This is a genomic window from Chitinispirillales bacterium ANBcel5, assembly GCA_029688955.1.
In the GTDB taxonomy this organism is placed as follows: Bacteria; Fibrobacterota; Chitinivibrionia; order Chitinivibrionales; family Chitinispirillaceae; genus Cellulosispirillum; species Cellulosispirillum alkaliphilum.
Window position 1 is genome coordinate 145325 of record JARUKZ010000003.1, and the last position, 23402, is coordinate 168726.

The window sequence follows — 23402 nt, forward strand, 5'->3', positions numbered from 1 at the left end:
TTAAGATAACAAACAAAATGAAGACCTTTAGTTTACATAGCAAAGAGTGGCATTTTCTTTGCGGACCTATGAAATATATAGGTTTCGAACAGATAAATGTATTGTGATATGGAGATAATGATGGTACGAGTGCGAATCTGCACAGTTATGATAATTATAAGTGTTACGATGCTTGGAATTACTGATGCCGATGTAATGTATGTTCCGGCTCCGGTGGATGTGATAGAGCAGATGCTGGAGATTGCTGATGTTGGGGAAGATGATTTGGTGTATGATCTTGGATGTGGGGATGCTCGTATTGCTATAGCAGCAGTCACTCAAAGAGGGGCAAGAGCTGTTGGGATAGATAATGATCGAAACAGGATTAGATTAGCAATCAATGAGGCAGAATACTTAGGTATAAAGGAAAAAATACAGTTTGTGCAAGGCGATCTATTTGGCTATCCGGTGACTGAGGCAACAGTGGTAATGATCTATTTAGACCGGGAACTCAACCAACGTCTTCGCTATAAATTGTTAAAAGAACTAAGACCGGGATCAAAGGTGGTTTCTCATGAATATTGCATGGAAGACTGGAGAGCGGATATGATAAAACAGGTCCGTAATTCAAAAGTATATATGTGGATTATACCCGCAAATATTTCGGGTCTGTGGCGATTATATGATGAAGAGCAGGGCGAAAAAATGTTACATATGCAAGTGGTGCAAAGATTTCAGGATTTAGAAATTGAGGCTACGAGTGCAAAGGGAGAGGCTATACAATTAAAAGGCTCCAGTTTACAGGGGGCCTCAATGAGGATAATGCTTCAGGGTACAGATAAGCAATACTATCTGTACAGGGCAAAGTTTGATGGAGAAAAAATGGTAGGAGAAGTAGTAGCAGAAGATGGTACGATGAGGAGGTGGTATGGGGAGCGGGATGAAGGCACGAGGGGTCGGATTTTTTATCCAGCTTCGGGGATTTGAGGAGGTGTTTGGGGGGGGGGGGGACGGACTGTTTTATTTCCATTATCACTTCAAACCTAGGGACCAAATCATAGGGACGGACTGTTTTATCACCTAATTCCCAAATTGGAAAAGACGCCTCGTTCATGTAAGCACGCCAATGTATTTATTCAGTTATTCAATTAAAAATTTCTGATCTAATTAGACTATTATTGATTGATGTTATTGGGGGACGTATTATTGGGGGACGGACTGTTTTATTCCATTATCACTTCAAACCTAGGGACCAAATTATAGGGACGGACTGTTTTATCACCTAATTCCCAAATTGGTAAACTTGCCTCGTTCATGAAAGTACCCCAAATAGGTTTATTTCAATCATTCAAGTAAAAAGTTTCTGTTCCAATTAGATTAAAGGGATTTATAACCATAAGATATCAAAAATAGCAATTATGGCAAAAATATTGCTTATTCGAAATTCAGCAATATAAAAGTACTTAACTGAAATGAGGACACCTCATGCCACGCACACGACGCTTTGAAGAACCTGGTTCTCTTTATCACATAATGGCTCACTCAATAGAAGGTAAAGATATGTTTTGTGATGATTACGACAGATCCGAATTCCTTCTAAGGCTTGAAAAAGGGCTAAACAAAACTGGTTTTCAGTGCTACACCTGGACTCTTATGGATAATCATTACCATATGCTGATTAGAACAAACCATTTGAAATTGGAAAAACTGATGCGAGGCCTCAACGGAGGGTATGCACAGTATTATAACAAAAAATACAGTAGAACAGGGTATCTGTTTCAGGACAGATTCAAATCAGTTCTCTGTCAAGATCAGAACTATGCTGCTAATCTGGTTAAATATATCAACTTAAACCCTCTTCGGGCTGGTAAAGTTACATCGATGGAAGAGCTGAAGGCTTACACATGGTGTGGGCACAGGTTTTTGCTAGGAGAAAACTGTGCGATAGGGGAAAGGTTTCAAAGCCGGGCAGAATGTTTAGGTCGCTTCGGGAAAGAGGAGAAGGAAGCTGTTAGAAACTATATCCAGTTTTTGCAAGAAAACTATGTGGAAGATGTTGCAGAAGAAGCAGGGATGCTTTCGGAAGTCGAAACACAAGAGGTTGAAAAGTCATGTAAGGGATGGCCTACAGTTATAGGAGATGCGGATTTCATCAAGAGGGCAATGAAGCGATATCAAAGTGAAATGAACCTAAAGCATCGTAAAGCAGATTATCCAATTATACTGGAAAGTACAGCACAATGGGTGTGCAAAGTGCATCAACTGGAAAAGAATGAGTTAAAAAAACGTGGTTGGAATAATAACAGATCCAAAGCAAGAATCCGGTTTTGTTACCATTTAAATAAAAAGGAGCTTATCCCACCTTCAATCATCGCAAAATACCTTAAGATCACCATAAGTCCGGTAACAAGGATGATTGAAATTGGTGATATGTTGTTTAATGAAGAAAGAAATGTGCATTAAAAAGCTTTCGCTCAAAAAGTGATGATGCACGGTTAGGTTGAATAGATATTGAAGATTATTGATCACCCCTCCTAGTTGTTTGACTTCAGTAGAAGTTGCAACCAATTATGCTTATCCTATCTTTGTACTTTGTGTGGACAACAATACTTATTAGATTTTTAATAGTCCGTCCCCTAAAAGCCCATTCTTAACCGAAAGTGTAAGGCAAAAACCTAAACTCAGTCTAAGTTCAATCAACCAGAATTAACAAAAGATTATAACCACAGTTTTCCATAGGCTTGTGTATGTGTAGGATACTGCTGCCAAGTTGGTTTCAAGCATGAGTGTGGTTAGGTAAGTTATTCAGAAATTAAAGGTCCGTCCCTTAAAAAAGTAATAAAAACTAAAAGCCGTGCTCAGTACTATCCCCTTATCGGCCACAATCACACAGCAAGGCAAAGAAAAACTTAACAACGCACTTAGCCTGGATTACAAACAAGCTAAGGAATCCAACCACGGCTTTTGAGAAAATCGACGGGTACAACTTTCTATTCAGTTACTTAGATTGTGGTTGGGTGTTTTACTATTCAGATATTAACAGTCCGTCCCCACCAGAGCTCTCTAAAACCCTGAATCAAAACAAACTACCCCAACCCCTATCCCTAACCCACCTACACAAAAAAACACCAACCCTTGCTTTATCACTCTTTTTCCCCTATATTATTATAGTATATATAGGGAATTAAAAATGAAGGTGAGCGCCATGAAAAAATCCAATACTGTAGTAAAAGGAATAACTTTTCTGCTACTATGCAATTTAAGCGCTTTTGCTGGGCGGTTCAGCGGTACTGTCGTAGATTCTGAAACACAAAAGCCCATTCCCGGTGCACTTGTCTCCATAGGGCATACTCAGACCAGAACCACCAGCGATTCTGCCGGATACTTCTCCTTCTCTACCTCGGCTACTTCAGCAAGAACGGTTCAGGCACAACAAAATAGGAGTATGAGAGTCGCCTGGTACGGGGGACGGAGAGTCTTTGATTTCTCCAACGCACCTCAAATTACATCCTATGAGCTTTTTAATCTTAGTGGAAGATTAGTTCATAGAAAAGAACTGAGCGACAGCAGGGTCGTTTCTCCTCCAAATCTTGCAGGAAACATTTACATCATTAGACTTATAAACAGTGATATGCAATCCAAAGCATTCAAATGGACTCCCTTTTCCAATCGCTCCTCCTTCACACTACCTGCTGTGAAGGATAAAGAGATCGCTTCAACAGCACAGGCCGAAGGGCCTTTTCATCTTATATTTAGTCACGATGATTACTATGTGGTGAATCTGACTTTCCCCCGGGCTGCAGAAGGCGTTCGTATATCTATGCCTCCCGATCCAAGGAGTTTTGTTTTTAATGAAAAGGAGGTAAGGACCTATCGTTTCACAGTAAATGAGCAGGATTCACTCTATATGGAGGAAAATGCCTTACTTCAAAACTACGTTCCTGCCAATCTTCAATTTGAAGATCAGGACTGGGGTCAGGTAGGGCTTAGGTATAAAGGATCGATTGGGTATTCTTTACCGAATTGTTTTGATCCCGACAGAAGCAGTAATCTTCATAAATCAGTGTGTCATAAAATCTCTCTTAAAATCAAATTTGATCAGTATAACAGAGATAAGCGTTTTTACGATATGAGACGTTTGAATCTTCATGCCCTCTCTGCAGATCCAACGAAGATGCATGATATTCTGTCCTATGGACTCTTCAGAGATATGGGAGTTTTGGGTCCTCGGGTATCCTATGTTAAAATTTATATCAATGATAATTTTGAAGGATTGTTTTTGGCAGTAGAAGAAGTGGATGGGAGATTTGCCGCATCCCGCTGGCCCTCAAACAGTAACGGGAATATGTATAAAGAGGTATGGCCAACTACCGACAATCCTAACCACTATATCGATGCGCTCCGTTCAAATAGAAGTGAGCCTGACCCAAATGTGCAGCCGATGATCGATCTGTACCATGCCATTGAAGCTTCAACAGAAGAAACATTCGCGGAGAATGTAGGTAAATACCTTAATTTTAACCATCTGCTACGCTATATTGCTGTAGATAGAGCTATTAATGACTGGGATGGCATTATGGGCTGGTATGCAGACCAAAACCTTCGTTGGTATGGTAATCATAACTTTTACTTCTATCAGGAGGAAGTGGAGGGAGGTAAAATTTGGCTTGTCCCCTGGGATAAAGATCAGACCTTTAGACGCAGCGATCCGTTTATAGAAGATGCCGGTGTGCCGGATTGGAATGAAGCACCACCAACCTGTTCTGAAGCAATGCCGGTGTGGGGTGGTGGAGGTTGGGTACTTCCACCAAACTGTGATCCTTTGACCCGTATGCTGGCATCGGTTTTCTGGGATGACTTTGTAAAAATAGGTCACGATTTTTTGCATGATCTCTTTTCTGCAGAACGGATGATTGGAAAAATTGATACCTATGCTCAAACTATTGATGATATCATAAGAGAGGACCCCGTCGTAGATCACTCAAGCTGGGTTTCTAATGTCAATAGTCTTAAAACAACCATTCATATTCTGAGAACAAAATTTGAAAATCATCTCACCGGGTACAAGCCTGTTATTGACACGACAGATTACCAGAATCCTTTCCCTGGTACATCAGGTCACCTTCAGCTCGACCATTTGAACAATTTTGAATTCACGGTGGATCCAAATATAAGGTGGGCCTATTCATATGAATCCAGGAACTCTTTTACCGAAATTTCTCATAATACAGTGAACCCCATATCCGGTGATGCTGATTTTAAACTGTCATTTGAACTACATCCCAGTGGCCACGACAGCCCATGGAGTGAATGGTGCGGGGCAGGTTTAAACTTTGAAGAGGAGGCAAACCTGAGTGATGTTAAAGAAATTCATCTCAGTATAAGGTCAGACAGGCAGCGTTCATTGAGAATTTCAGTTAACAGCAGCGAGAGAGAAAGGCTTGGAGCTAAAGAAGACTATGGATGGGATGCAACTGTTAACAACCAAACCCGGACAATCATACTTCAAATGAATGAGATAGATTATCCTTCGTGGGGAGACCCCAATAACCCCGATATTGTCAATGAAGTGATTTCGACGGCCAATGCCTTAGCGTTCTCCCCGGGTGCTCAGTTTGATGCAGCCGGCGAACTTTCCCGAAATCCTGATATAGGGTATCTTCAGGTTGATAATATTCGCTTTGTTAAATAGAGTTCAGTGATAATGCAGGTGAACAGAGAGAAACTACTGTCTCGGTCTGTTTCCTGCATTTATCTGTGATGGTACTGTATACTACCTCTTTAAGTTTGAAGCGCCAGCTTTTTACCCTAATCTCCGACAACCTGCACGTACACTTTTCTGTTTCTGGGTCTGTTATCATGGTCTATCACCACAATCTGCTGCCAGGTTCCCAGTGTCATCTCTCCATCAACGAGTGGTACCGAAATGCCGGGTCCCATAAGGGTGGCTCTCATATGAGAAAACCCATTATCGTCTCCCCAGGTCTGAGAGTGATGAGAATGCATTGAGCTTGATGCAAGGAACTCAAGCCGTTCCTTAATATCCTGAACAAGTGCAGGTTCATATTCCATAGTTGAAACCGAAGCAGTGGAGCCTACGGCAAATACAGCTACAATACCATTTTTTATTCCGGAATCCTCTACGACCTGCTCTACTTCACTACTAAGATCATGAATATCAGAAAAACCCTTGGAATTAAATTCAATGGACTTGCCATATACCATTTGCAGACCTCCTGATACTGTATATTAAATGCTTGTGAGGGATTATTTATGAGAGAGATGCTTTTACACTAGTATAATAAAAAAAAGGAAAGCAGTTGTGAAACTACCTCCCTACTTAAAACTACAGATCCATTACTTTTAGGATGCCGCTTCCTTAATGAGCTGCAGAGCAATCTCATTTCTCTGAATCTGGTTTGTACCTTCATAGATTTGAGTGATTTTTGCATCACGCATTCTCTTTTCCATCGGGTACTCTTTCATATATCCGTAACCACCCATAACCTGAAGAGCATCAACCGTTACCTTCATAGCTACATCAGAGCAGTAAAGCTTTGACATTGCCGAGTCTTTGGCGAATTTCTTTTCACCGGCATCAATTGTGCGTGCGGTAGCATAGAGAAGAGCACGTGCAGCCTCGACTTCAGTAGCCATATCAGCAAGCATATGCTGAATTGCCTGAAACGATGAGATAGCTTCACCAAACTGTACGCGCTCCCTTGAGTATTTCACCGCATCATCAAGTGCACCTGCTGCAATACCCAGTGCCTGTGACCCTACACCGGGCCTTGAATAGTTAAGTGTATTGATTGCCACGATAGAACCCATACCTTCACGTCCAAGAATAGCACTTTTAGGAATGCGGCAATCCTGAAAGACAAGCTCTGTTGTGCTTGATGCTCTGATACCCATTTTATCTTCATGCTTACCAAAAGTGAAACCAGGTGTTCCTTTTTCCACTATGAAGCATGAAATACCACGTGCTCCTTTTTCAGGATTAGTTTTAGCAAAAACGGTATACACCTGAGCATTTTCGCCATTAGTAATCCACTGTTTTGTACCATTTAGTACGTAATGATCACCATCAAGCACCGCAGTGGTACGCATTCCCAGAGCATCACTACCAGCATTGGCTTCAGTAAGACCGAAAGCTGCTATAGACTTACCCGCTGCAATATCGGGAAGATACTTTTGTTTCTGCTCTTCGCTTGCATGAAGAAGAATGGGAAAAGTACCAAGAGCAGTTGCTGCCATTGCCAAAGAAATTCCCCCATCTATCTTTGAGAGCTCTTCAACCGCAAGACAGAGTTCAAAAACACCTCCACCGAAACCACCATACTGCTCCGGAATATAAAGGCCGCACATATCAGCTTCTGAAAGCGCCTCTACTACATCCCAGGGGAAAATACCTTCGTGGTCGTACTTTTCCCTGACCGGTAATATCTTTTTAAGAGCAATTTCCCTTGCGGTTTCAACAATCATGTTCTGCTCTTCACTAAGAAAGTAATTCATTCTTTCCATCTCCTTTGATACGGGAATTTATCAGGTCTTTGTTATAATTTACAATTGCAGATTGTGCTGCGTTCTGCTGAGCAACTTTTTTATTGGTCCCTTGTCCCTCGCCCATTGGAACACCTGCAATATCAATACGTACTTTGAACTGCTTTGCATGATCTGGTCCGGTTGCATCGATGGTGACATAACGGGGTATGCCAAAGCCGTCTCTTTGAGCCAACTCAAGGATTCTGCTTTTGTAGTTTATGTTACTCTCATCTTTAAGAAAATCATTTATTCGGTTAAACAAATGCCTGGTTAGAAAACTTCTTGAAGCATCTAATCCATTATCAAGATAAATGGCTCCAAGCAGTGCTTCAAATGCATTGGAGAGAATAGAAGCTCTGCTTCTGCCCCCGGATTTCTCCTCAGAAATACCTAGTATAAGATATGAACCCAAATTGATAGACAGGGCAACCTCACCCAGAATCTTTCTACTGACTACAAGGGATTTGATCTTGGATAATTGTCCTTCACTTTTTTCAGGGTGTGAAAGATACAAATGTTCTGTTATAAGACAGTTTAATACCGCATCCCCAAGAAATTCCAGCCGCTCGTTTGATAGTAACCCTTTTGTGTCATCGGGTGATATTGAGGATTTATGAGTCAGGGCCTGAGTTAAAAGGGTCTGGGTTCGAAACCTGTAGCCTATATGTTTTTGTAGCTTGTCAAGAGAACCAGTGCGATTGGTTCTCTTGACACGTAGCCTTCTGAAGAGATCAGTTATTGGCCTCAGAGGAGTCATATCTACCGATAAGTAGTGATGCGTTATGGCCTCCGAAACCAAAGGAGTTACTCATTGCGTATGTTATTTCCTTTTTGGCAGCCGTATTAGGAGTATAGTTGAGGTCACACTCGGGATCAGGGTCCTCATAGTTTATGGTTGGAGGAACAACACCATCCCGGATTGCAAGCACAGAAGCAATAAACTCTATTCCACCGGAAGCACCTAAAAGGTGTCCTGTCATCGATTTAGTGGAACTGATATTAAGTTTTGAAGCATGTTCACCAAACACCTTTTTAATCGCGATAGACTCGTATTTATCGTTTAAAGGTGTGGATGTACCATGAGCGTTAATATAGTCGACCTTTGATGGTTCGACATTAGCACTTTTTAGGGCCATCTTTATTGCACTCTGAGCACCAACACCATCAGGTGCAGGGTGAGAGAGATGGTAAGCATCACCTGTAGCTCCATACCCTACAAGTTCTGCGTAAATTTTTGCACCCCTTGCCTTAGCATGTTCCAGACTTTCAAGAACAATAATTCCTGAACCCTCTCCCATCACAAATCCATCACGTTTTGAATCGAAAGGGCAACTTGCTTTCTGCGGTTCATCATTTCTGGTGGACATGGCTTTCATGGAGCAGAAACCGGCAAAAGATATAGGCGTGATACCAGCCTCACTTCCACCCGTTACCGCAACATCCATCATACCACTTTTTATTGCCATCCATGCGTCCCCAATGGAGTGTCCTGCAGAAGCACATGCACTTACAACCGCGTAATTAGGACCTTTTAACCCGTAGGCCATTGAAACACGGCCAGCCGGCATATCGGTTATCATCATGGGTACTAAAAATGGCGATACACGTCCGGGCCCCCGGGAAAGCATCTTAGCGTGCTCATTTTCAAGAGTACGCAGGCCTCCGATTCCAGATCCCACGATTACTCCTGCACGATCCCGATCAATAGCATCTAAGTCCAGACCAGAATCCTGCAGTGCCATCCTGGCTGCAGCCAGTGCAAGAAGGATTACTCTGTCTGTTCTTTTAACCTCTTTAAGATCAACATAGTGACTAAAATCAATCTCTTTAACCTCTCCAGCTATTCTGCATGTATACTTAGAGGCGTCAAAGAGAGTGACATCGCCTAAACCCGACTTTCCAGCACACAACGCACTCCAGAAAGTCTCAATGTTATTTCCCACCGGACTTGTGACTCCAAGCCCTGTAACAACTACTCTTTTGGACATGAAAGATATTCCTTGATGCAGGTCTAAAAACTAAAGGGTTCTTTTGCTCCCGAATACTATCCGGTGGCAAAAGACCCTGTGAGTTTCTATTAATAATTTAAACTTTACTCTGCAGGTATTCCATGGCATCTTTAACAGTGCGCATCTTCTCAGCATCGTCATCAGGTATATTGAGATCAAAGGCATCTTCAAAAGCCATGATCAGCTCTACCTGATCAAGAGAGTCTGCACCAAGATCATCAACAAAGGAAGCCTGTGGATTGATTTTTTCCTCACTTACCCCAAGCTTATCAGCAATGATCCCTTTAATTTTTGATTCCATCTCGCTCACAACCTACTCCTTTCAAAAGTGATTATGGTCTGAATTAATTATATAAAATGGTATATACCACGTTACATGACAAGTCCACCGTCGACCGTTAAAACCTGTCCGGTTATATAGTCGCTAAGAGAAGAACTGAGAAACAGAACAGAATCAGCGACATCCTTTGCCGAGCCAAGTTTCTGCATAGGTATCTGACTTGAAAGTTTTTCCTTATCTGCATCCGATAATTTATCAGTCATTGCTGTTTTGATGAATCCGGGAGCAATGGCATTCACATTAACTGATCTGGCAGCAAACTCTTTAGCCAGTGTTTTGGTTAGTCCGATCATGCCTGCTTTTGACGCAGAGTAGTTTGCCTGACCTGCATTGCCCATTAGACCAACAACCGATGCGATATTTACTATTTTCCCCGAGTGAGCCTTCATCATCGGTCTCACAGCTTCCTTACAGCAGAGAAACGCGCTCTTAAGATTAACGTTTAAAACAGCATCCCAGTCACTCTCCTTCATTCTTAATATGAGGGTGTCTCGGGTGATACCTGCATTATTTACCAGTATGTCGAGAGAAGAAAATTCTCCAACAACATCCTTAAACATGGCCTTAACGTCATCTTCTTTGGAAACATCTCCCGATACGGCAATTGCCCTTCTTCCAAGAGCCTCGACCTCTTTAGCTGTTTCTTTTGCACTTTCAAGGTCTATATCACTAATAGCTACATCACAGCCTGCCTGTGCCAGGCGTAACACAATCTCTTTACCGATACCTCGCCCAGAGCCGGTTACAAGAGCTTTTTTTGAGGAAAGATCAATCACGTTTGCGCTCCTTCATTTTAGCTTTGTGTTAGCAGGAAATATATGTTTTCAACAGTTCCACATGGTATAACATTTAAAGAAGGGGCACTTTTTGTCACGAGGCCCTTTAAAACATTGCCTGGCCCGGTTTCGGCACACAACTGAGGACCAATTTCCGAAAGCTTATTAACCGATTCAACCCATCTAACAGGAGATATAAGTTGTTTTACCATAAGTGATTTTAAAAGGTTTTCATCGGTTTCTGCCTCTGCGGTAACATTACTAATTACCGGGCATTTGGCTTTATTAAGGGTAAGTGGCTCAATTACCTCAGAGAACTCCTGTGCAGCATTCTCCATAAGCGGAGAATGGAATGCACCACTTACAGGTAAAGGCATGGCTCTTTTGGCACCTGCTTCTTTAAGCAAAGCACAAGCCTCTTTTACCGCTTCCGTCTCTCCTGATATCACGGTTTGAGCAGGAGCGTTTTCGTTTGCAGAAACAACTGTTCCGCTATTTACCTTGTTTATTACTTCAACGATTGTTTCTTTCTTCATTCCAATGACAGCTGCCATGCTACCAGGATTTTCCTTCCCGGCACGAGCCATAAGCTCTCCTCTTTTTGCAACTAACCTGATACCATCTTCAAAAGACAGTGCTCCGGATGCGTAAAGTGCGCTGTACTCTCCAAGAGAGTGTCCTGCGGCATACTGAGGTTCTACACCTTTTTCTTTAAGTATATCGGTTATACAGGCTTCTACAGCAAAAAGCGCTGGCTGGGTATTTTCTGTTGCAGTAAGTTTGTCCTGAGGACCATCAAAAATTATTGAGCTGAGTGATCTTTCAAGAATCTCATCTGCCTGCCTGAAGCGTTTCTTTGCACATTCATACTGATCAAAAAGATCCCTGCCCATTCCCACTTTCTGAGAACCCTGACCAGGAAAGAGAAAATTTACTTTCATATTGTATAACTCCCCAAAACATTGCTATGTAAGGAAAAACCTAAAAATATACCAGTGCACTCCCAACAGTAACCCCACCACCCAGACAGGTGAAAAGAACTTTGGCACCTTCTTTTATCAATCCATCATCCCAAGCCTCATTAAGAGCAATGGGTATAGAAGCTGAAGAGGTGTTTCCGTATTCATCTAAATTTACAATTATCTTTTCCATAGGAAAACCCAGTGAATCGGCCACCGCGCGGATAATTCTAATATTCGCCTGGTGGGGAATTAAAAGATCTATGTCGTTAATGCCGATTCCTGTTTGCTTTATAACTCTTGCAGACGTGTCGGACATGAGCCTTACTGCGTGTTTAAAAACTTCATTGCCTCTCATCTGCATAAAACGTTTATCGCCCCATGCAGGAAGTTTGAGAATATCACCCAAGTTACCGTCACTTTCGATATGAGAAGCCATAATGCCTTTGCTAAGATCATCTTTAGCCTGAAGAACAACAGCTCCGGCACCGTCGCCAAAAAGAATACAGGAGTTTCTGTCAGTCCAGTCAAGAGTTTTTGAAATAATCTCAGACCCAACCACAATCATTGTTTTAGCCTGCCCGCAGAGAATCATGTTATTGGCTACAGTCAAAGCGTACACAAACCCGGCACAAGCAGCACTGATATCAAAAGCAAAGCCCCCCTTGCACCCAAGAGCAGCTTGTATCCTGCATGCAGTCGAAGGGAAGAAATAATCGGGAGTGAATGTTGCACAAACAATACCGTCTACATCCTGAGGCTCGATATCAGCTTTCTTCAAAGCTTGTGATGCTGCTTGTGTTCCAAGATCCGCAGCTGAAATATCCTCGCCCTTAGGGATAATATGACGTTGTTTTATACCGGTTCTTACGGTAATCCATTCATCGGAAGTATCTAAAAAACTCTCTATATCTTTGTTGGTAAGCACTGCTTCGGGTACAGAGCTGCCAACAGAGAGTATCTGTACACGTTTACTGTTCACTAAACCTCGCTTTAAAAAACTAACGCCTTTCCTAAGCAGCTTCACTGCTCAGGGTTCGAATTGCAGTCATTACAGCGTTTCTGATGGCTCGGATAGAAGAGCCACCATGTGCCTTCATAACTATACCCTTAACACCCAAAAAGGGAACAGCTCCATAATTTTCAGGGTTCAGAGCTTCCATGGTTTTTGCCAGAAAATCTAAATACTCAGGGCTATCTTTCAGTACCGATGCCGTGAGTGTGTAAAAACTTTCGCAGGCTTTTAATAGTACGTTTCCGGTAAACCCATCACACACTACTACATCAGTTTCTCCTGAAAGAACCTTATCGCCTTCGATATATCCTTTAAAAGAACTAAACCGTTTCTGTAAAACTTTTGAAGCTTCCTTTACAGAACGTGGCCCTTTGACCGGCTCTTTACCTATATTAAGCAAAGAGATGGTCGGCTCTGGTACACCTGCAAGCTTTTTTACATAATTGTACCCCATCTGAGCAAAAGAAACCAGGTGTTCACTACGGCAATTTAAATTTGCTCCTACATCAAGTAAAAGCACTGGTTTCTGCTTTTGAGCAGTAGGTATAAGAGCTGCAAGCGCAGGTCTGTTTGTATCTTCAGAACGCCCCAGGATAAAAAGTGCGGCACCTATAAGCACACCCGTATCTCCAGCACTAACAGATGCCTGAACAACCTTTTCTTTTTGAAGACTGACACACCTTACAATAGAAGACTCTGCGTGAGTTTTCCAGGCTTTGGAGCGATTGTCTCCAGGACGGATAAGCTCAGGACAGTGCTCTATTGTAAACTCAGAGCTGTCAAAACTTGTACGCCCTTTTAGGTGCTCAAGCACACGGGCTATCTCATCTTTATCACCACAAAGGAAAGTGTCAAAAGGTGATGCGCTTATAGCACGGGCCTCAAGTACACCCTGAATCACAACTTCGGGACCAAAATCTCCACTTTGCGCATCAACAGCAATTTTGAGTTTGCTCATGTCTCGATCGCTTCATGCATGACACTGCCCGGTTTGTTTTTTTGTTTACCCAAAACCTATTCTTCTGGAGTACTTACTTCCATCCCGGCGTAATGTCCGCAATTACCACAGACTCTGTGAGCTACTTTAGGCTGCTTGCAGTGAGAGCACAACACCGGATTTACTGGTTTTATAGCCAGGTGACTGCGCCTTTTGTCTCTGCGTGCGCTGGTAACTCGCTTTTTTGGTACTGCCATGTATCCTCCTTGTAAACATTAATCTTGTTTCTTGTTTTTCAGTTTCAATAATGCTTCCCAGCGAGAATCAATGGGTTTTTCTCCCTTTTTTTCACCAAGAGCATCGTAATGTACACCAGGTAAGCTCATTTCTATACCCTTACAGCTTTTAGAACATAAAGGCATCATAGGAAGAGCTGTCATAATTTCATCATAAATCGCCGGGCTTAGATCAAGAAAATCAATACTACTATCAAAATAGAAATCTGCTTCTGAGTCGTCCTCTGCTACTCCCTGGTGACCAGGGTTTTCCTTAATTATAAGGTATGTAGAAGATGTTACCTTTTCATTGTATTGTTTCAGACACCTGGAACACTCAAGTTCAACGGATGCATTGAAACTGAGATTAAAAAAGAGTGTTGCGCCATTTCTATCGATACTGGCCCTGCACTCAACTGCCTGTTTCAGTGGCGGTAACAACTCAGAAACCGATGTAAGCATTGAGTTTTGCTGAAAATCCGAATGCCCCTGCGGTATAGTTCTTATATCTACATTCATGTTTTTTTCTCTCTTATTCGGCCTCTATAACTAGCCGAATATAAATATAGAAAGTTATAGAAAATAATACCTCAATATACCTTTTACAAGTACGCTTTTTAACAATTTAACTCTGAACCTGAAAGAAATCCAGGGGAAGGTCATTACCTATACGCCGAAGTGGTTGTATTTATTATAAATAAGACAGAACAGAGGAAATGGTTTTTGAACCACACATTTCACAACAAAAAATGAACCTTGATGCTAACCACTTTAGCTTTTAGAGTTCTCCCCGCTTTGTTTGTGCCAAAAATTTGCTCAAATCCCCCAAAAGAATGCCATTTATAATGGCTTTTCCAGTAAGTTGGAACTTTTTTTTCCTGAAGCCGTCGTATTTTACTATATTAGTGTCGTTTTCGATAACACCGAAACGGAGAGGTGCCCGAGTGGTTTAAGGGGCACGCCTGGAAAGCGTGTGTGCGGCTCCCGTACCCAGGGTTCAAATCCCTGCCTCTCCGCCATTTTGTTGTTGGAACACAACAGTCAGAGGACAAAAATGTGGTGTAATTTCAAAATATTATAGTCTGATAGCCGTAATACTGTTTAATTACAAGATTGAATATTTGGTTCGAAAAAGTTATAAAACATGTGAAAAGATTGGGGCCAGGCCCTGCGCAACCAAAGGCTGTGAACCCCGCCAGGCCCGGAAGGGAGCAACGGTAAGCGGATTCTCGGTGTGCCGCAGGTAAACTTGGCCCCTTTTTTCCTTACCCCGGTAGAAAACTATGGCTTATCTGGTATTTGCACGAAAATGGCGTCCTTTATCCTTCGAAGATGTTGTAGGTCAGGAGCATATCACCGAGACGTTAAAAAAAGCGATAGAAACTGACCGGGTAGCGCACGCCTACATATTTACCGGCACCAGGGGGGTGGGCAAAACCACTACAGCCCGTATTTTAGCCAGAGCACTTAACTGCGATAAAGGCCCTACTACTAACCCCTGCGGAGAGTGCAACAGCTGCAAAAACATATTGGGTGGATCAAGCTTTGATGTGCTTGAGATAGATGGTGCATCGAACAACAAAGTAGAAGATGTACGTGATCTTCGCGATAACATCGGTTACTCTTCGATGGGTGGAAAGTACAGAATCTTTGTAATCGATGAAGTGCACATGCTCTCAAATTCCGCCTTCAATGCTTTGCTTAAAACCTTAGAAGAACCGCCGGAAAAAGTAATTTTTATCTTTGCCACAACAGAGCCACATAAAATACCGGCCACCATTCATTCAAGGTGTCAGCGTTACGATTTTAGACGTATTGGTGCAGAGCAAATACTTGCCAGGCTTATACATATCTGCGATTCGGAAAAAATTCCCTATGAACGCAGCGCACTGATGCTTGTGGCACGCAAGGCTGAAGGAAGCATGCGAGACTCCATGAGTCTTCTCGACCAGGTATATTCATTTTGCAAAGAAGCTATTACAGAAAAAGAGGTGCGTTCTGTTCTGGGGCTGGTAGGAACAGAGGTTTACCGCGAGGTAATGAATAACATAAAGGAGAAAAATCCTGTGCCTGCGCTTAAGGCTGTTCAGGATGTTCTTTATAATGGCTTTGACCTTCATGAGTTCATAACCGGCTTTCAGGATCATATAAGAAATCTTCTCTTTGCCCGCATCTCAGGAGCACTGGAGAGCCGGGGCATTGAGCTTGAAAACGATATTATTGAACAGCTAAGGGCTGAATCTCAGAATTTTGCAGAAACTGATTTGCTGCGAATGGCTGAAATACTGAAAAAAACGGAATCTGAACTTAAGTGGAGCGCCTTTCCCAGATTTCTGGTTGAAGTAATGATGCTTAAACTTGTGTACCTGGATAGTACATTAAATATCGAGCAACTCCTACAACTCGCCTCAGGCGGCGGCTCATCTCCGGGTGATGCTGTAGAAAATACCGCCTCGATTCTTTCAGCCGAAACTGAAGCAAAAAAAAAAAAGGAACTGAAGAATGAGCAACCCTCTGAGGCCCTGATAACGCCTGTTGAGGAATCGTGTGACACCATTCCTTTAGTTTCATCACCCAAAATGCCCGTTGATCTTAATCAAAACTGGCCTCTGTTTTTAGACACCTTCATGAATGAACGACCCGAATTAGGGGCACATCTCTCCCACGGACAGCTTGTTAGTGTAAAAGAAGAAGTCGTTGAGTTGGAGTTTGGGTATAACTACAGATTTCAATATCAGAAACTCACCCAAAAGAATAACAAAGAAGAGATAAGCAAGTATATAAAAACCTTTACCGGCCAGCCCTTAGAGGTTCGCATTACTTTAGATACGAGCAAAAAAGACACGCAGGTGGATAAACCGCCAATGCAGTTTACCCCCTCCAGACCCGTTGTCAGTATAGATGATGATATAGAAAAAGAGCCTATTATACAGACCTTAATCGACATGTTAGATGGAGAAGTACTTTCCTAAAGGAGTTATGCAATGAAAAATATGAACAAATTATTAAAGCAGGCACAGAAAATGCAGTCTCAGATGATGAAAGCTCAGGAGGAGCTTCAACAAAAGGAAGTTGAGGGGACTGCTGGGGGTGGAATGGTAAAGGTTATGCTGAATGGCAAAAATGAACTTACCTCTATAAAGATTAACCCTGAAGTAGTTGACAGTGATGATGTGGAGATGCTTGAAGATCTTATCATTGCCGCACATCAAAATGCGCAGGAGAAGATTAAGGAGATCTCCGAATCTACTTATGGTTCTATCTCCGGTGGGCTTAATATTCCAGGAATGTAATAACTACTATGGTTGGTTCACTCGAAAAACTGGTGGAGGCGCTTAGTCGTCTTCCTACAATAGGGCAAAAGAGTGCCTGGCGCCTTGCGATTCATCTGCTTGAACGACCCGAGTCTGAAGCGCTGCACCTTGCACATACAATTGAAGAGGTCAGAAAGAGCATTAAGCGCTGTGAGGTTTGCTTCAATTACACCGAAAAAGAGATATGTGATCTATGCTCTTCACCTTCAAGGGACGGCTCTGTTATTTGTGTGGTAGAAAAGCCGGCCGACCTTTTTACCATTGAAAAGGCCGGAAGATACAAAGGGCTTTACCATGTACTGGGAGGAGTGCTTTCGCCACTGAACGGAGTAACCGCAGAGAAGCTCAATTTGGCACCTCTGAAAAAACGAATAGAGCAAAAAACACCCAAAGAGATAATTATCGCTCTTGGTGGAAGCAGTGACTCAGAAACCACTGCAATCTACCTGGCACGCTTTTTAAAATCACAAGACCTTCGGGTGACAAGGCTTGCCAGAGGTTTGCCTGTGGGTATGGAGCTTGAGTATGTTGATCAGATCACACTCGCTCAGGCTCTTAACGAAAGAACAGACCTTGATTACGGAGAAAATCGATGACCTTAAACCCAGTGTTCTGGATACGTAAACTTTTTGCGACCTGCCTTTTAACCGGTTATATTCCCTTTGCTCCCGGCTCCATTGGTGCCGCTATTACCGTTATTCTTCTCTACTTCTTTCAAGACACCTTTCATTTTTTCCTTGGACCCGAGCACTTCCTTCGCTATTGGGGTATAATCATTATTCTCATAGCAATCTGCTTCTTCTTAACTGCCAAGGCAAAAGAGGTTTTTGGAAAAGAAGATCCACCACAAGTTACTTTCGATGAATTCGTAGGACAGTTTATTACCTTTTTTATGGTACCATTGTCCATCAGGACTCTTGTGCTTGGGTTTGCCCTCTTTCGATTCTTCGACATAGTTAAACCGTTTCCTGTTCATGTAATGGAAGAGATGGAAGGAGGAGTAGGGGTGACAATGGATGATGTAGCTGCCGGAGTGTTAGCTAATATTACCCTTATCGCCATACTTGGTACTTTCAACTGGATTATGGGAATGTTGTAATCATGGACCCGATACATTTTTTCTCATCATTTATCAGAGGTCATCTTCAGGAAATCTGTTTTGGTATTACAGCAGTAACACTGATGCTTTCGGGAAGACCGGTGAATTCAGTCGTTAAAAAATTCACCCATAACCTTAACTGGTTTTTACGGTACTGTGTTTATATAGTATTGTGTACTGTTGGATATGGTTTTCTCTCTAAGGTTCTGTATAAAGGGCTTTGGCATTGGTTTGCCAATCTCAATAATACTTCCCTGGTCTTATGGGTAACTTCTATTTACCTGGTTTTAGCGTATCTGGCTAAAGCACAGAAAGAAATTTGACCTTATGAATACTGTAGAGGAACTTGCGGCTATTCTTAAAGAAAAAAAGTACCGCATCAGTACAGCTGAATCCTGTACCGGTGGACTCATTGGCGCTAGATTGACCGATTTTAAAGGTTCATCAGAATTTTTCACCGGAGGAATCATAGCCTACGATAACAGAGTAAAGGTAGATATACTTGGTGTGTCACCAGATGTCCTTAATCAGGTGGGCGCGGTTAGCTCAGAAGTCGTTGAGGCAATGGCAACCGGGGCATCCTCTGTTTTTAAAACCCACTGTGCTGTTTCTGTCTCAGGCATTGCAGGTCCCGGTGGTGGAAGTGAAGAAAAACCGGTAGGCCTTGTGTATATCGGATCTTTGGTAAATAGTGATATTAAAAGCCGCGAATTTCATTTTACCGGTACCAGAAAAGATATCAGATATTTGGCTGTGAATGCAGCTCTGGGCATGATAAGAGAGCATATTTTATCATTAGATTAAACCTTTGTTGTTCATAAGCAAACTGCACATTTTGATTTCGATTGCCCCTCTTTCCTTCCAATAATTTTTCAATATTTAACTTTTCTGTAAAAATGATTGTCCTTATCTCTGATCAGAACCTATTTTGCTAAAAAGTGATTTTTGCTTCACTTAGTTGCTGACAGGATAATTAAGTTAGATTCTGATAGTTGTCCCAGACTTGTTGTCCTTCTGAATAATTTATATTGGAATACACTTTTCTGAATATTCATCAGCATTCAGGAGAATCTGCATGTTTATGCCATACAGTACAGATGAACATGATGGTGAAATAGGTATCATCTCAGTTTCTATTATTACGATCTGTGTCATCGTATTCAGTATCATATACTTTAATGATGTTGAGATTAGAAGACAGATGAGAGATGTTAATCGTGAGTTGATTCAGATAACCTATAATCCCGATTCTAATCCATCAATAGTTCAGGAGATGTTTGGGTTAGAAGAGACAAAGGATAAACGGGACAGATTTGTTCATCAACGGGATTCCCTTAAAAGCGTTTTAACGGAATTAGGTGAAAAACAGCTACTTCCCAGATTTGCCTTTATTCCCGAAGAAAAAAGCCTTGCTCAAATTTTTCTCTCTATGTTTGCCCACGCAAGCTGGTTTCATCTCCTGGGAAATATGCTGTTTTTCTATGTGTGTGGTGTAGTCATGGAAAAATACTGGGGACATTTACGCTTTTTGATGGTGTATCTGTTATCTGGTGTTGGTGCGGTGCTGGTGTATTTGTTTCAGGGGATAACGTTTGCATCAACATCAGATTGGGCTTCAACACCTCTGGTAGGAGCCTCCGGGGCTATTGCAGGGACGATGGGTGCAATGATGGTAATTCATCCAAAAAGTAAAATAAAAATACTGTTTTTCTTTTTTGTTTTGTTTACTACTTTTCAGATCAGTCTCTTTATCTATTTGGGGTTTTGGATATTCACACAAGTTCTTTATACACTAATGGACCCAGATATGAGCTCAGGAGTGGCATTCTCTGCTCATGTGGGTGGTTTTTTAACCGGTGTACTCTTTGCCTACCTACTAAAGGGAGATGAGCTAAAGTTTGATCCGCAAAGCTCTTTCTCTCATGCCCCAAAGCCAAAAAGCAGAGTGGCAATGCTATCATCCCAAAGAGAGCAAATTAACAAATCAGGTCAGCAATCACCAGTGCAGACAAACTCATCCCTTCTCAGCGAAGGATGGCTTGCGTTAAAAGAGGACAGAAAAGAAGATGCTTCCGAGTGTATTCTCAGAGGCATTGAATTGATTATGCATAATGCCGAACAAAAAAAGCAGGAAGTTGCAGAGAATATTGATAAGCTTTTTGAATCAAAAGGTAAGCTTACTATAAATGGCACTCAGGTATATCAATGGGCCAAAAAGTTACAACTATTAAATATGCCTATGTCAGCTCTGCGCTGTTTTGATATAGCTGCTACCACTGCCTCCGGGCTGCATCTTAAAATAAATTCCCGGTATGCCGCTGCTCTTTTACGCAACAAAATGATGATAGAATATCAAAAGGCCGAGGAAGACCTTAGATGGATTATCGATAAAGCACCTGACTCTATTCCAGCCAGGGATGCTCAGGAGCTTATAGAGGAGCTATCTGCTTAACGACCGGGCTCATTGTACCAAAAGTATGCTTAACCCTGAAACAGTGTTCCAACAAGCCGGGGTAAACTACAAACTGGATTTCTTAGCATTGACCAGCATTACTATAAACTCCAGTCAACCTCCGCTACTCCCTGTGACTTTAGTATCTCATTTGCCCTGGAAAAATGGCGGCAGCCAAAAAAACCCCTGTTTGCAGAAAACGGTGACGGGTGAGGGGCGGTTAAAACATGGTGTTTGGAAGTATCGATAAGCTCCTCTTTAGCCCGGGCGTAATTACCCCATAACAAAAATACCAGACCTGTCCTTTTTTCCGATAGTAGCCCTATTACCCGATCGGTGAATATCTCCCACCCCTTTTTCTGGTGAGAACCGGCCTGATTCGCTCTGACTGTAAGAGTAGCATTTAATAACAGCACCCCCTGTTTGGCCCATTTTTCCAAATTGCCACCTTGGGGTATTGAAGCACCGGTGTCGCTGTGCAGCTCTTTAAAAATATTCACCAGTGATGGAGGTTTTCTTAACCCATCACTTACAGAAAAACACAGTCCGTTTGCCTGACCCGGGCCATGGTAGGGGTCCTGCCCTAAAATCACCACTTTAACCCTGCTAAAGGGAGTATGATCAAAAGCGGCAAACACCAGAGGCCTGGGGGGATAAATGGAATATTTTTCATCCTCCTGCATCAAAAATTGGTTTAGGGATTTAAAATAATCCGAGCCAAATTCTTCCCTAAGGTGCTCTTTCCAGCTGCTTTCGATTGAAAGGTCCTTTATTTGAGACATAATGATCTTTCGCTACGTTTGAAAACTAAAAAAAATAAATATGTAACCCAATGCGCAAAATACCTTTGATGCTTTTTATTACGGTTTGTGCTAAACCATTCGTACTACCAAAAGCGTGCTGCACTTATTATTTTGGAAGTCACCTTCTCTGAAATTCATCGAAAGTATGCAATGAAAACACAGCTCTATTTACCCAAAGATTATGCCCCCCTGCTGGATATTAAGCAAACAGAACATGCAATTACAGTCATTAAAGACACTTTTCAGATGTTTCTGTCGGCAGAACTGTTTCTAAGAAGAGTAACTGCGCCACTTTATGTGCTGAAAGGAACAGGTATCAATGATGACCTAAACGGTACTGAGCGCCCGGTTACATTCCCCATCAAAGCAATGCAGGACCGTGAAGTAGAAATTGTTCACAGTCTTGCAAAGTGGAAGAGGATGGCACTGGTGGATTATGAAATAGAACCTGGCTTTGGTGTATATACCGACATGAACGCTCTTCGTCCCGATGAAGATTTGGATAACACCCATTCGGTGTATGTGGATCAGTGGGATTGGGAAAAACACATCAATCCTGAAAACAGAAACCTCGACTATTTAAAATCTGTCGTGACAAGGCTCTATGAAGTAATAAAGAAAACCGAATTTGTGGTCTATGAAAAGTATCCCCGGATAACTCCACTGCTACCGGAGCATATCACCTTCATTCACGCAGAAGAGCTCTGTGAGATGTATCCAAAACTTAGCCCCAAAGAGCGGGAAGATGAAATTACCCGTCAATACGGAGCAGTATTTGTGATCGGAATCGGTGGTGTTATGCCCTGTGGTGAAAGGCATGATGGCCGTGCCCCCGACTATGATGACTGGAGCACACCTACTAAGAAGAACTTTAAGGGACTCAACGGTGATATCCTTCTATGGAATCCTGTTCTAAAAAAAGCCTTTGAAATTTCCTCCATGGGCATACGGGTTAATGCGGAGTCACTTATCACACAGCTGGAAGAGCATGATCAAACACAAAGAAAAGAGCTTCTGTTTCACAAACGACTGCTTGCCGGCGAACTTTGTGATTCAATAGGTGGTGGAATCGGTCAGTCCAGATTAACCATGTTTTTTCTAAGAAAAGCACATATTGGTGAGATTCAAGCCAGTGTGTGGCCTGAAGAGATGAGAAAACTCTGTAACGAACACAATATCATACTGCTGTGAGGGTACAAATGAGATTAATTGTGAAGAATGTATAGTAAACGAGTGAATCTGAACCGGTGTGGTACAGGATGATCAACCGGGTTTACGAGCTCTCCCGGAGTTCACAAAAGTATTTTGCCGCGTGTGAAAAATATAGGGAACCCGGTTTCCTGATGCAAAAAGATGGTTACCGTGGCGTAGTAGATGAGCAAATTCAGTGAAAGGAAAGTGGAGGAGGCAATAACGGTGCGAAGCATACTTAGGAGCGGTAAATTTCTTAACCTTGCCGGTGGCTTTATGATAGCTTTTTCAATCCTGGTAGCTTATGGGCACACTATCTTTATTCTTCCTTACATTGCCGATGTTGCTTCAGCCGGGGAGGAGATGCTTTTCCGGCCATTAGTTTTTCATATGAATGTCGCGGAGTGGTTCAGGGTGTGGTTTCTTTTTGTGGTTATCCTTGTTGCTGTTCCTGTGAAAATTTTCTCTAAAAGACTCCGCCATTACAAAAGCTATATTCCGCATATATGCATTACCTTTGGCGTTTTGTTAAACACCTATGTGGTCTCAATGATTTTTCTCTCTTTTATACAGTATATCATCTTAACAATGCCAGCTCATTCCGGATAAAAACTAAATGCTGTGTTCACGACAGTCAGACAGTCAGACAGTCATTACCATTATAATCCCCTCCAGTTAAACCATCTCCTTTGACCAATTTTGCTTGGG

At 42.2% G+C, this 23402-nt stretch carries 24 protein-coding genes, 1 tRNA gene and 1 other RNA gene; 14 read left to right on the top strand and 12 right to left on the bottom strand.

All coding sequences use genetic code 11. The features are described 5' to 3' along the window. Positions 1-117: 117 nt before the first annotated feature. The 3 genes from QA601_02760 to QA601_02770 all read left to right on the top strand — a co-directional run bounded on the left by QA601_02760 (position 118) and on the right by QA601_02770 (position 5671). On the top strand, positions 118-966 hold the full coding sequence (locus QA601_02760) for a class I SAM-dependent methyltransferase (protein ID MDG5813985.1): 849 nt from the start codon (positions 118-120) through the stop codon (positions 964-966). 498 nt (positions 967-1464) lie between these two features. Further along, positions 1465-2442, top strand: a complete 978-nt coding sequence (locus QA601_02765; GenBank protein ID MDG5813986.1) for a transposase — start codon at positions 1465-1467, stop codon at positions 2440-2442. Between the two features lie 742 nt (positions 2443-3184). Next, positions 3185-5671, top strand: a complete 2487-nt coding sequence (locus QA601_02770) for a CotH kinase family protein (GenBank protein ID MDG5813987.1) — start codon at positions 3185-3187, stop codon at positions 5669-5671. Between the two features lie 116 nt (positions 5672-5787). On the opposite strand, the gene QA601_02775 is transcribed toward QA601_02770, so the two are convergent. The 11 genes from QA601_02775 to QA601_02825 all read right to left on the bottom strand — a co-directional run bounded on the left by QA601_02775 (position 5788) and on the right by QA601_02825 (position 14354). Then, on the bottom strand, positions 5788-6204 hold the full coding sequence (locus QA601_02775) for a secondary thiamine-phosphate synthase enzyme YjbQ (GenBank protein MDG5813988.1): 417 nt from the start codon (positions 6202-6204) through the stop codon (positions 5788-5790). Between the two features lie 138 nt (positions 6205-6342). Further along, positions 6343-7494, bottom strand: a complete 1152-nt coding sequence (locus QA601_02780) for an acyl-CoA dehydrogenase family protein (GenBank protein MDG5813989.1) — start codon at positions 7492-7494, stop codon at positions 6343-6345. Then, positions 7478-8281: a ribonuclease III gene (rnc, locus tag QA601_02785; GenBank protein MDG5813990.1), complete on the bottom strand. Its 804-nt coding sequence runs from the start codon at positions 8279-8281 to the stop codon at positions 7478-7480. Before rnc ends, QA601_02780 begins: the two co-directional genes overlap by 17 nt. Continuing rightward, positions 8256-9512, bottom strand: a complete 1257-nt coding sequence (fabF, locus tag QA601_02790; protein ID MDG5813991.1) for a beta-ketoacyl-ACP synthase II — start codon at positions 9510-9512, stop codon at positions 8256-8258. The genes rnc and fabF overlap by 26 nt, the downstream gene beginning before the upstream one ends. 97 nt (positions 9513-9609) lie before the next feature. After that, positions 9610-9843 (bottom strand): acyl carrier protein, encoded by a 234-nt coding sequence (locus QA601_02795; GenBank protein MDG5813992.1) that lies wholly within the window; start codon positions 9841-9843, stop codon positions 9610-9612. A gap of 62 nt (positions 9844-9905) precedes the next feature. Next, on the bottom strand, positions 9906-10649 hold the full coding sequence (gene fabG, locus QA601_02800; GenBank protein ID MDG5813993.1) for a 3-oxoacyl-[acyl-carrier-protein] reductase: 744 nt from the start codon (positions 10647-10649) through the stop codon (positions 9906-9908). A gap of 17 nt (positions 10650-10666) precedes the next feature. Beyond that, on the bottom strand, positions 10667-11590 hold the full coding sequence (gene fabD / locus QA601_02805) for an ACP S-malonyltransferase (GenBank protein MDG5813994.1): 924 nt from the start codon (positions 11588-11590) through the stop codon (positions 10667-10669). Between the two features lie 40 nt (positions 11591-11630). After that, complete coding sequence (locus tag QA601_02810; protein MDG5813995.1) at positions 11631-12590, bottom strand: ketoacyl-ACP synthase III; 960 nt, start codon at positions 12588-12590, stop codon at positions 11631-11633. A 31-nt stretch (positions 12591-12621) separates the two neighbouring features. Beyond that, entirely contained in the window at positions 12622-13581 is a 960-nt protein-coding gene (plsX, locus tag QA601_02815; GenBank protein ID MDG5813996.1) for a phosphate acyltransferase PlsX, read from the bottom strand. A gap of 56 nt (positions 13582-13637) precedes the next feature. Beyond that, positions 13638-13817, bottom strand: coding sequence for a 50S ribosomal protein L32 (gene rpmF / locus QA601_02820; GenBank protein MDG5813997.1), 180 nt, complete (start codon positions 13815-13817; stop codon positions 13638-13640). Positions 13818-13835: 18 nt separating this feature from the next. Further along, positions 13836-14354 (bottom strand): DUF177 domain-containing protein, encoded by a 519-nt coding sequence (locus QA601_02825; protein MDG5813998.1) that lies wholly within the window; start codon positions 14352-14354, stop codon positions 13836-13838. Between the two features lie 411 nt (positions 14355-14765). On the opposite strand from QA601_02825, the gene QA601_02830 reads away from it, so the two are divergent. From QA601_02830 to QA601_02870, 9 genes are all read left to right on the top strand, one after another. Beyond that, positions 14766-14854 (top strand) — tRNA-Ser (locus tag QA601_02830). Positions 14855-14994: 140 nt separating this feature from the next. Then, an RNA gene (gene ffs, locus QA601_02835) (signal recognition particle sRNA small type) lies at positions 14995-15093 on the top strand. 25 nt (positions 15094-15118) lie between these two features. Continuing rightward, positions 15119-16807, top strand: a complete 1689-nt coding sequence (gene dnaX / locus QA601_02840; GenBank protein MDG5813999.1) for a DNA polymerase III subunit gamma/tau — start codon at positions 15119-15121, stop codon at positions 16805-16807. Positions 16808-16819: 12 nt separating this feature from the next. Next, complete coding sequence (locus QA601_02845; GenBank protein MDG5814000.1) at positions 16820-17128, top strand: YbaB/EbfC family nucleoid-associated protein; 309 nt, start codon at positions 16820-16822, stop codon at positions 17126-17128. 8 nt (positions 17129-17136) lie between these two features. Then, positions 17137-17745, top strand: a complete 609-nt coding sequence (recR, locus tag QA601_02850) for a recombination mediator RecR (protein ID MDG5814001.1) — start codon at positions 17137-17139, stop codon at positions 17743-17745. After that, positions 17742-18248: a phosphatidylglycerophosphatase A gene (locus tag QA601_02855; GenBank protein MDG5814002.1), complete on the top strand. Its 507-nt coding sequence runs from the start codon at positions 17742-17744 to the stop codon at positions 18246-18248. Before recR ends, QA601_02855 begins: the two co-directional genes overlap by 4 nt. 2 nt (positions 18249-18250) lie before the next feature. Next, positions 18251-18571 carry a DUF3392 family protein gene (locus QA601_02860; protein ID MDG5814003.1) on the top strand — a complete coding sequence of 107 codons (321 nt, stop codon included), beginning with the start codon at positions 18251-18253 and terminating at the stop codon, positions 18569-18571. A gap of 4 nt (positions 18572-18575) precedes the next feature. Beyond that, on the top strand, positions 18576-19052 hold the full coding sequence (locus tag QA601_02865; protein ID MDG5814004.1) for a CinA family protein: 477 nt from the start codon (positions 18576-18578) through the stop codon (positions 19050-19052). A gap of 277 nt (positions 19053-19329) precedes the next feature. Further along, on the top strand, positions 19330-20700 hold the full coding sequence (locus QA601_02870) for a rhomboid family intramembrane serine protease (GenBank protein MDG5814005.1): 1371 nt from the start codon (positions 19330-19332) through the stop codon (positions 20698-20700). A gap of 101 nt (positions 20701-20801) precedes the next feature. Here QA601_02870 and ung read toward each other — a convergent pair whose 3' ends face one another. Further along, a complete protein-coding gene (gene ung / locus QA601_02875) occupies positions 20802-21482 on the bottom strand; it encodes a uracil-DNA glycosylase (GenBank protein MDG5814006.1) in 681 nt (226 codons plus the stop codon). Positions 21483-21653: 171 nt separating this feature from the next. Here ung and asnA point away from each other — a divergent pair, with 171 nt between their 5' ends. Continuing rightward, positions 21654-22694, top strand: a complete 1041-nt coding sequence (asnA, locus tag QA601_02880; GenBank protein ID MDG5814007.1) for an aspartate--ammonia ligase — start codon at positions 21654-21656, stop codon at positions 22692-22694. 183 nt (positions 22695-22877) lie between these two features. After that, positions 22878-23303: a hypothetical protein gene (locus QA601_02885; GenBank protein MDG5814008.1), complete on the top strand. Its 426-nt coding sequence runs from the start codon at positions 22878-22880 to the stop codon at positions 23301-23303. Positions 23304-23402: the final 99 nt, after the last annotated feature.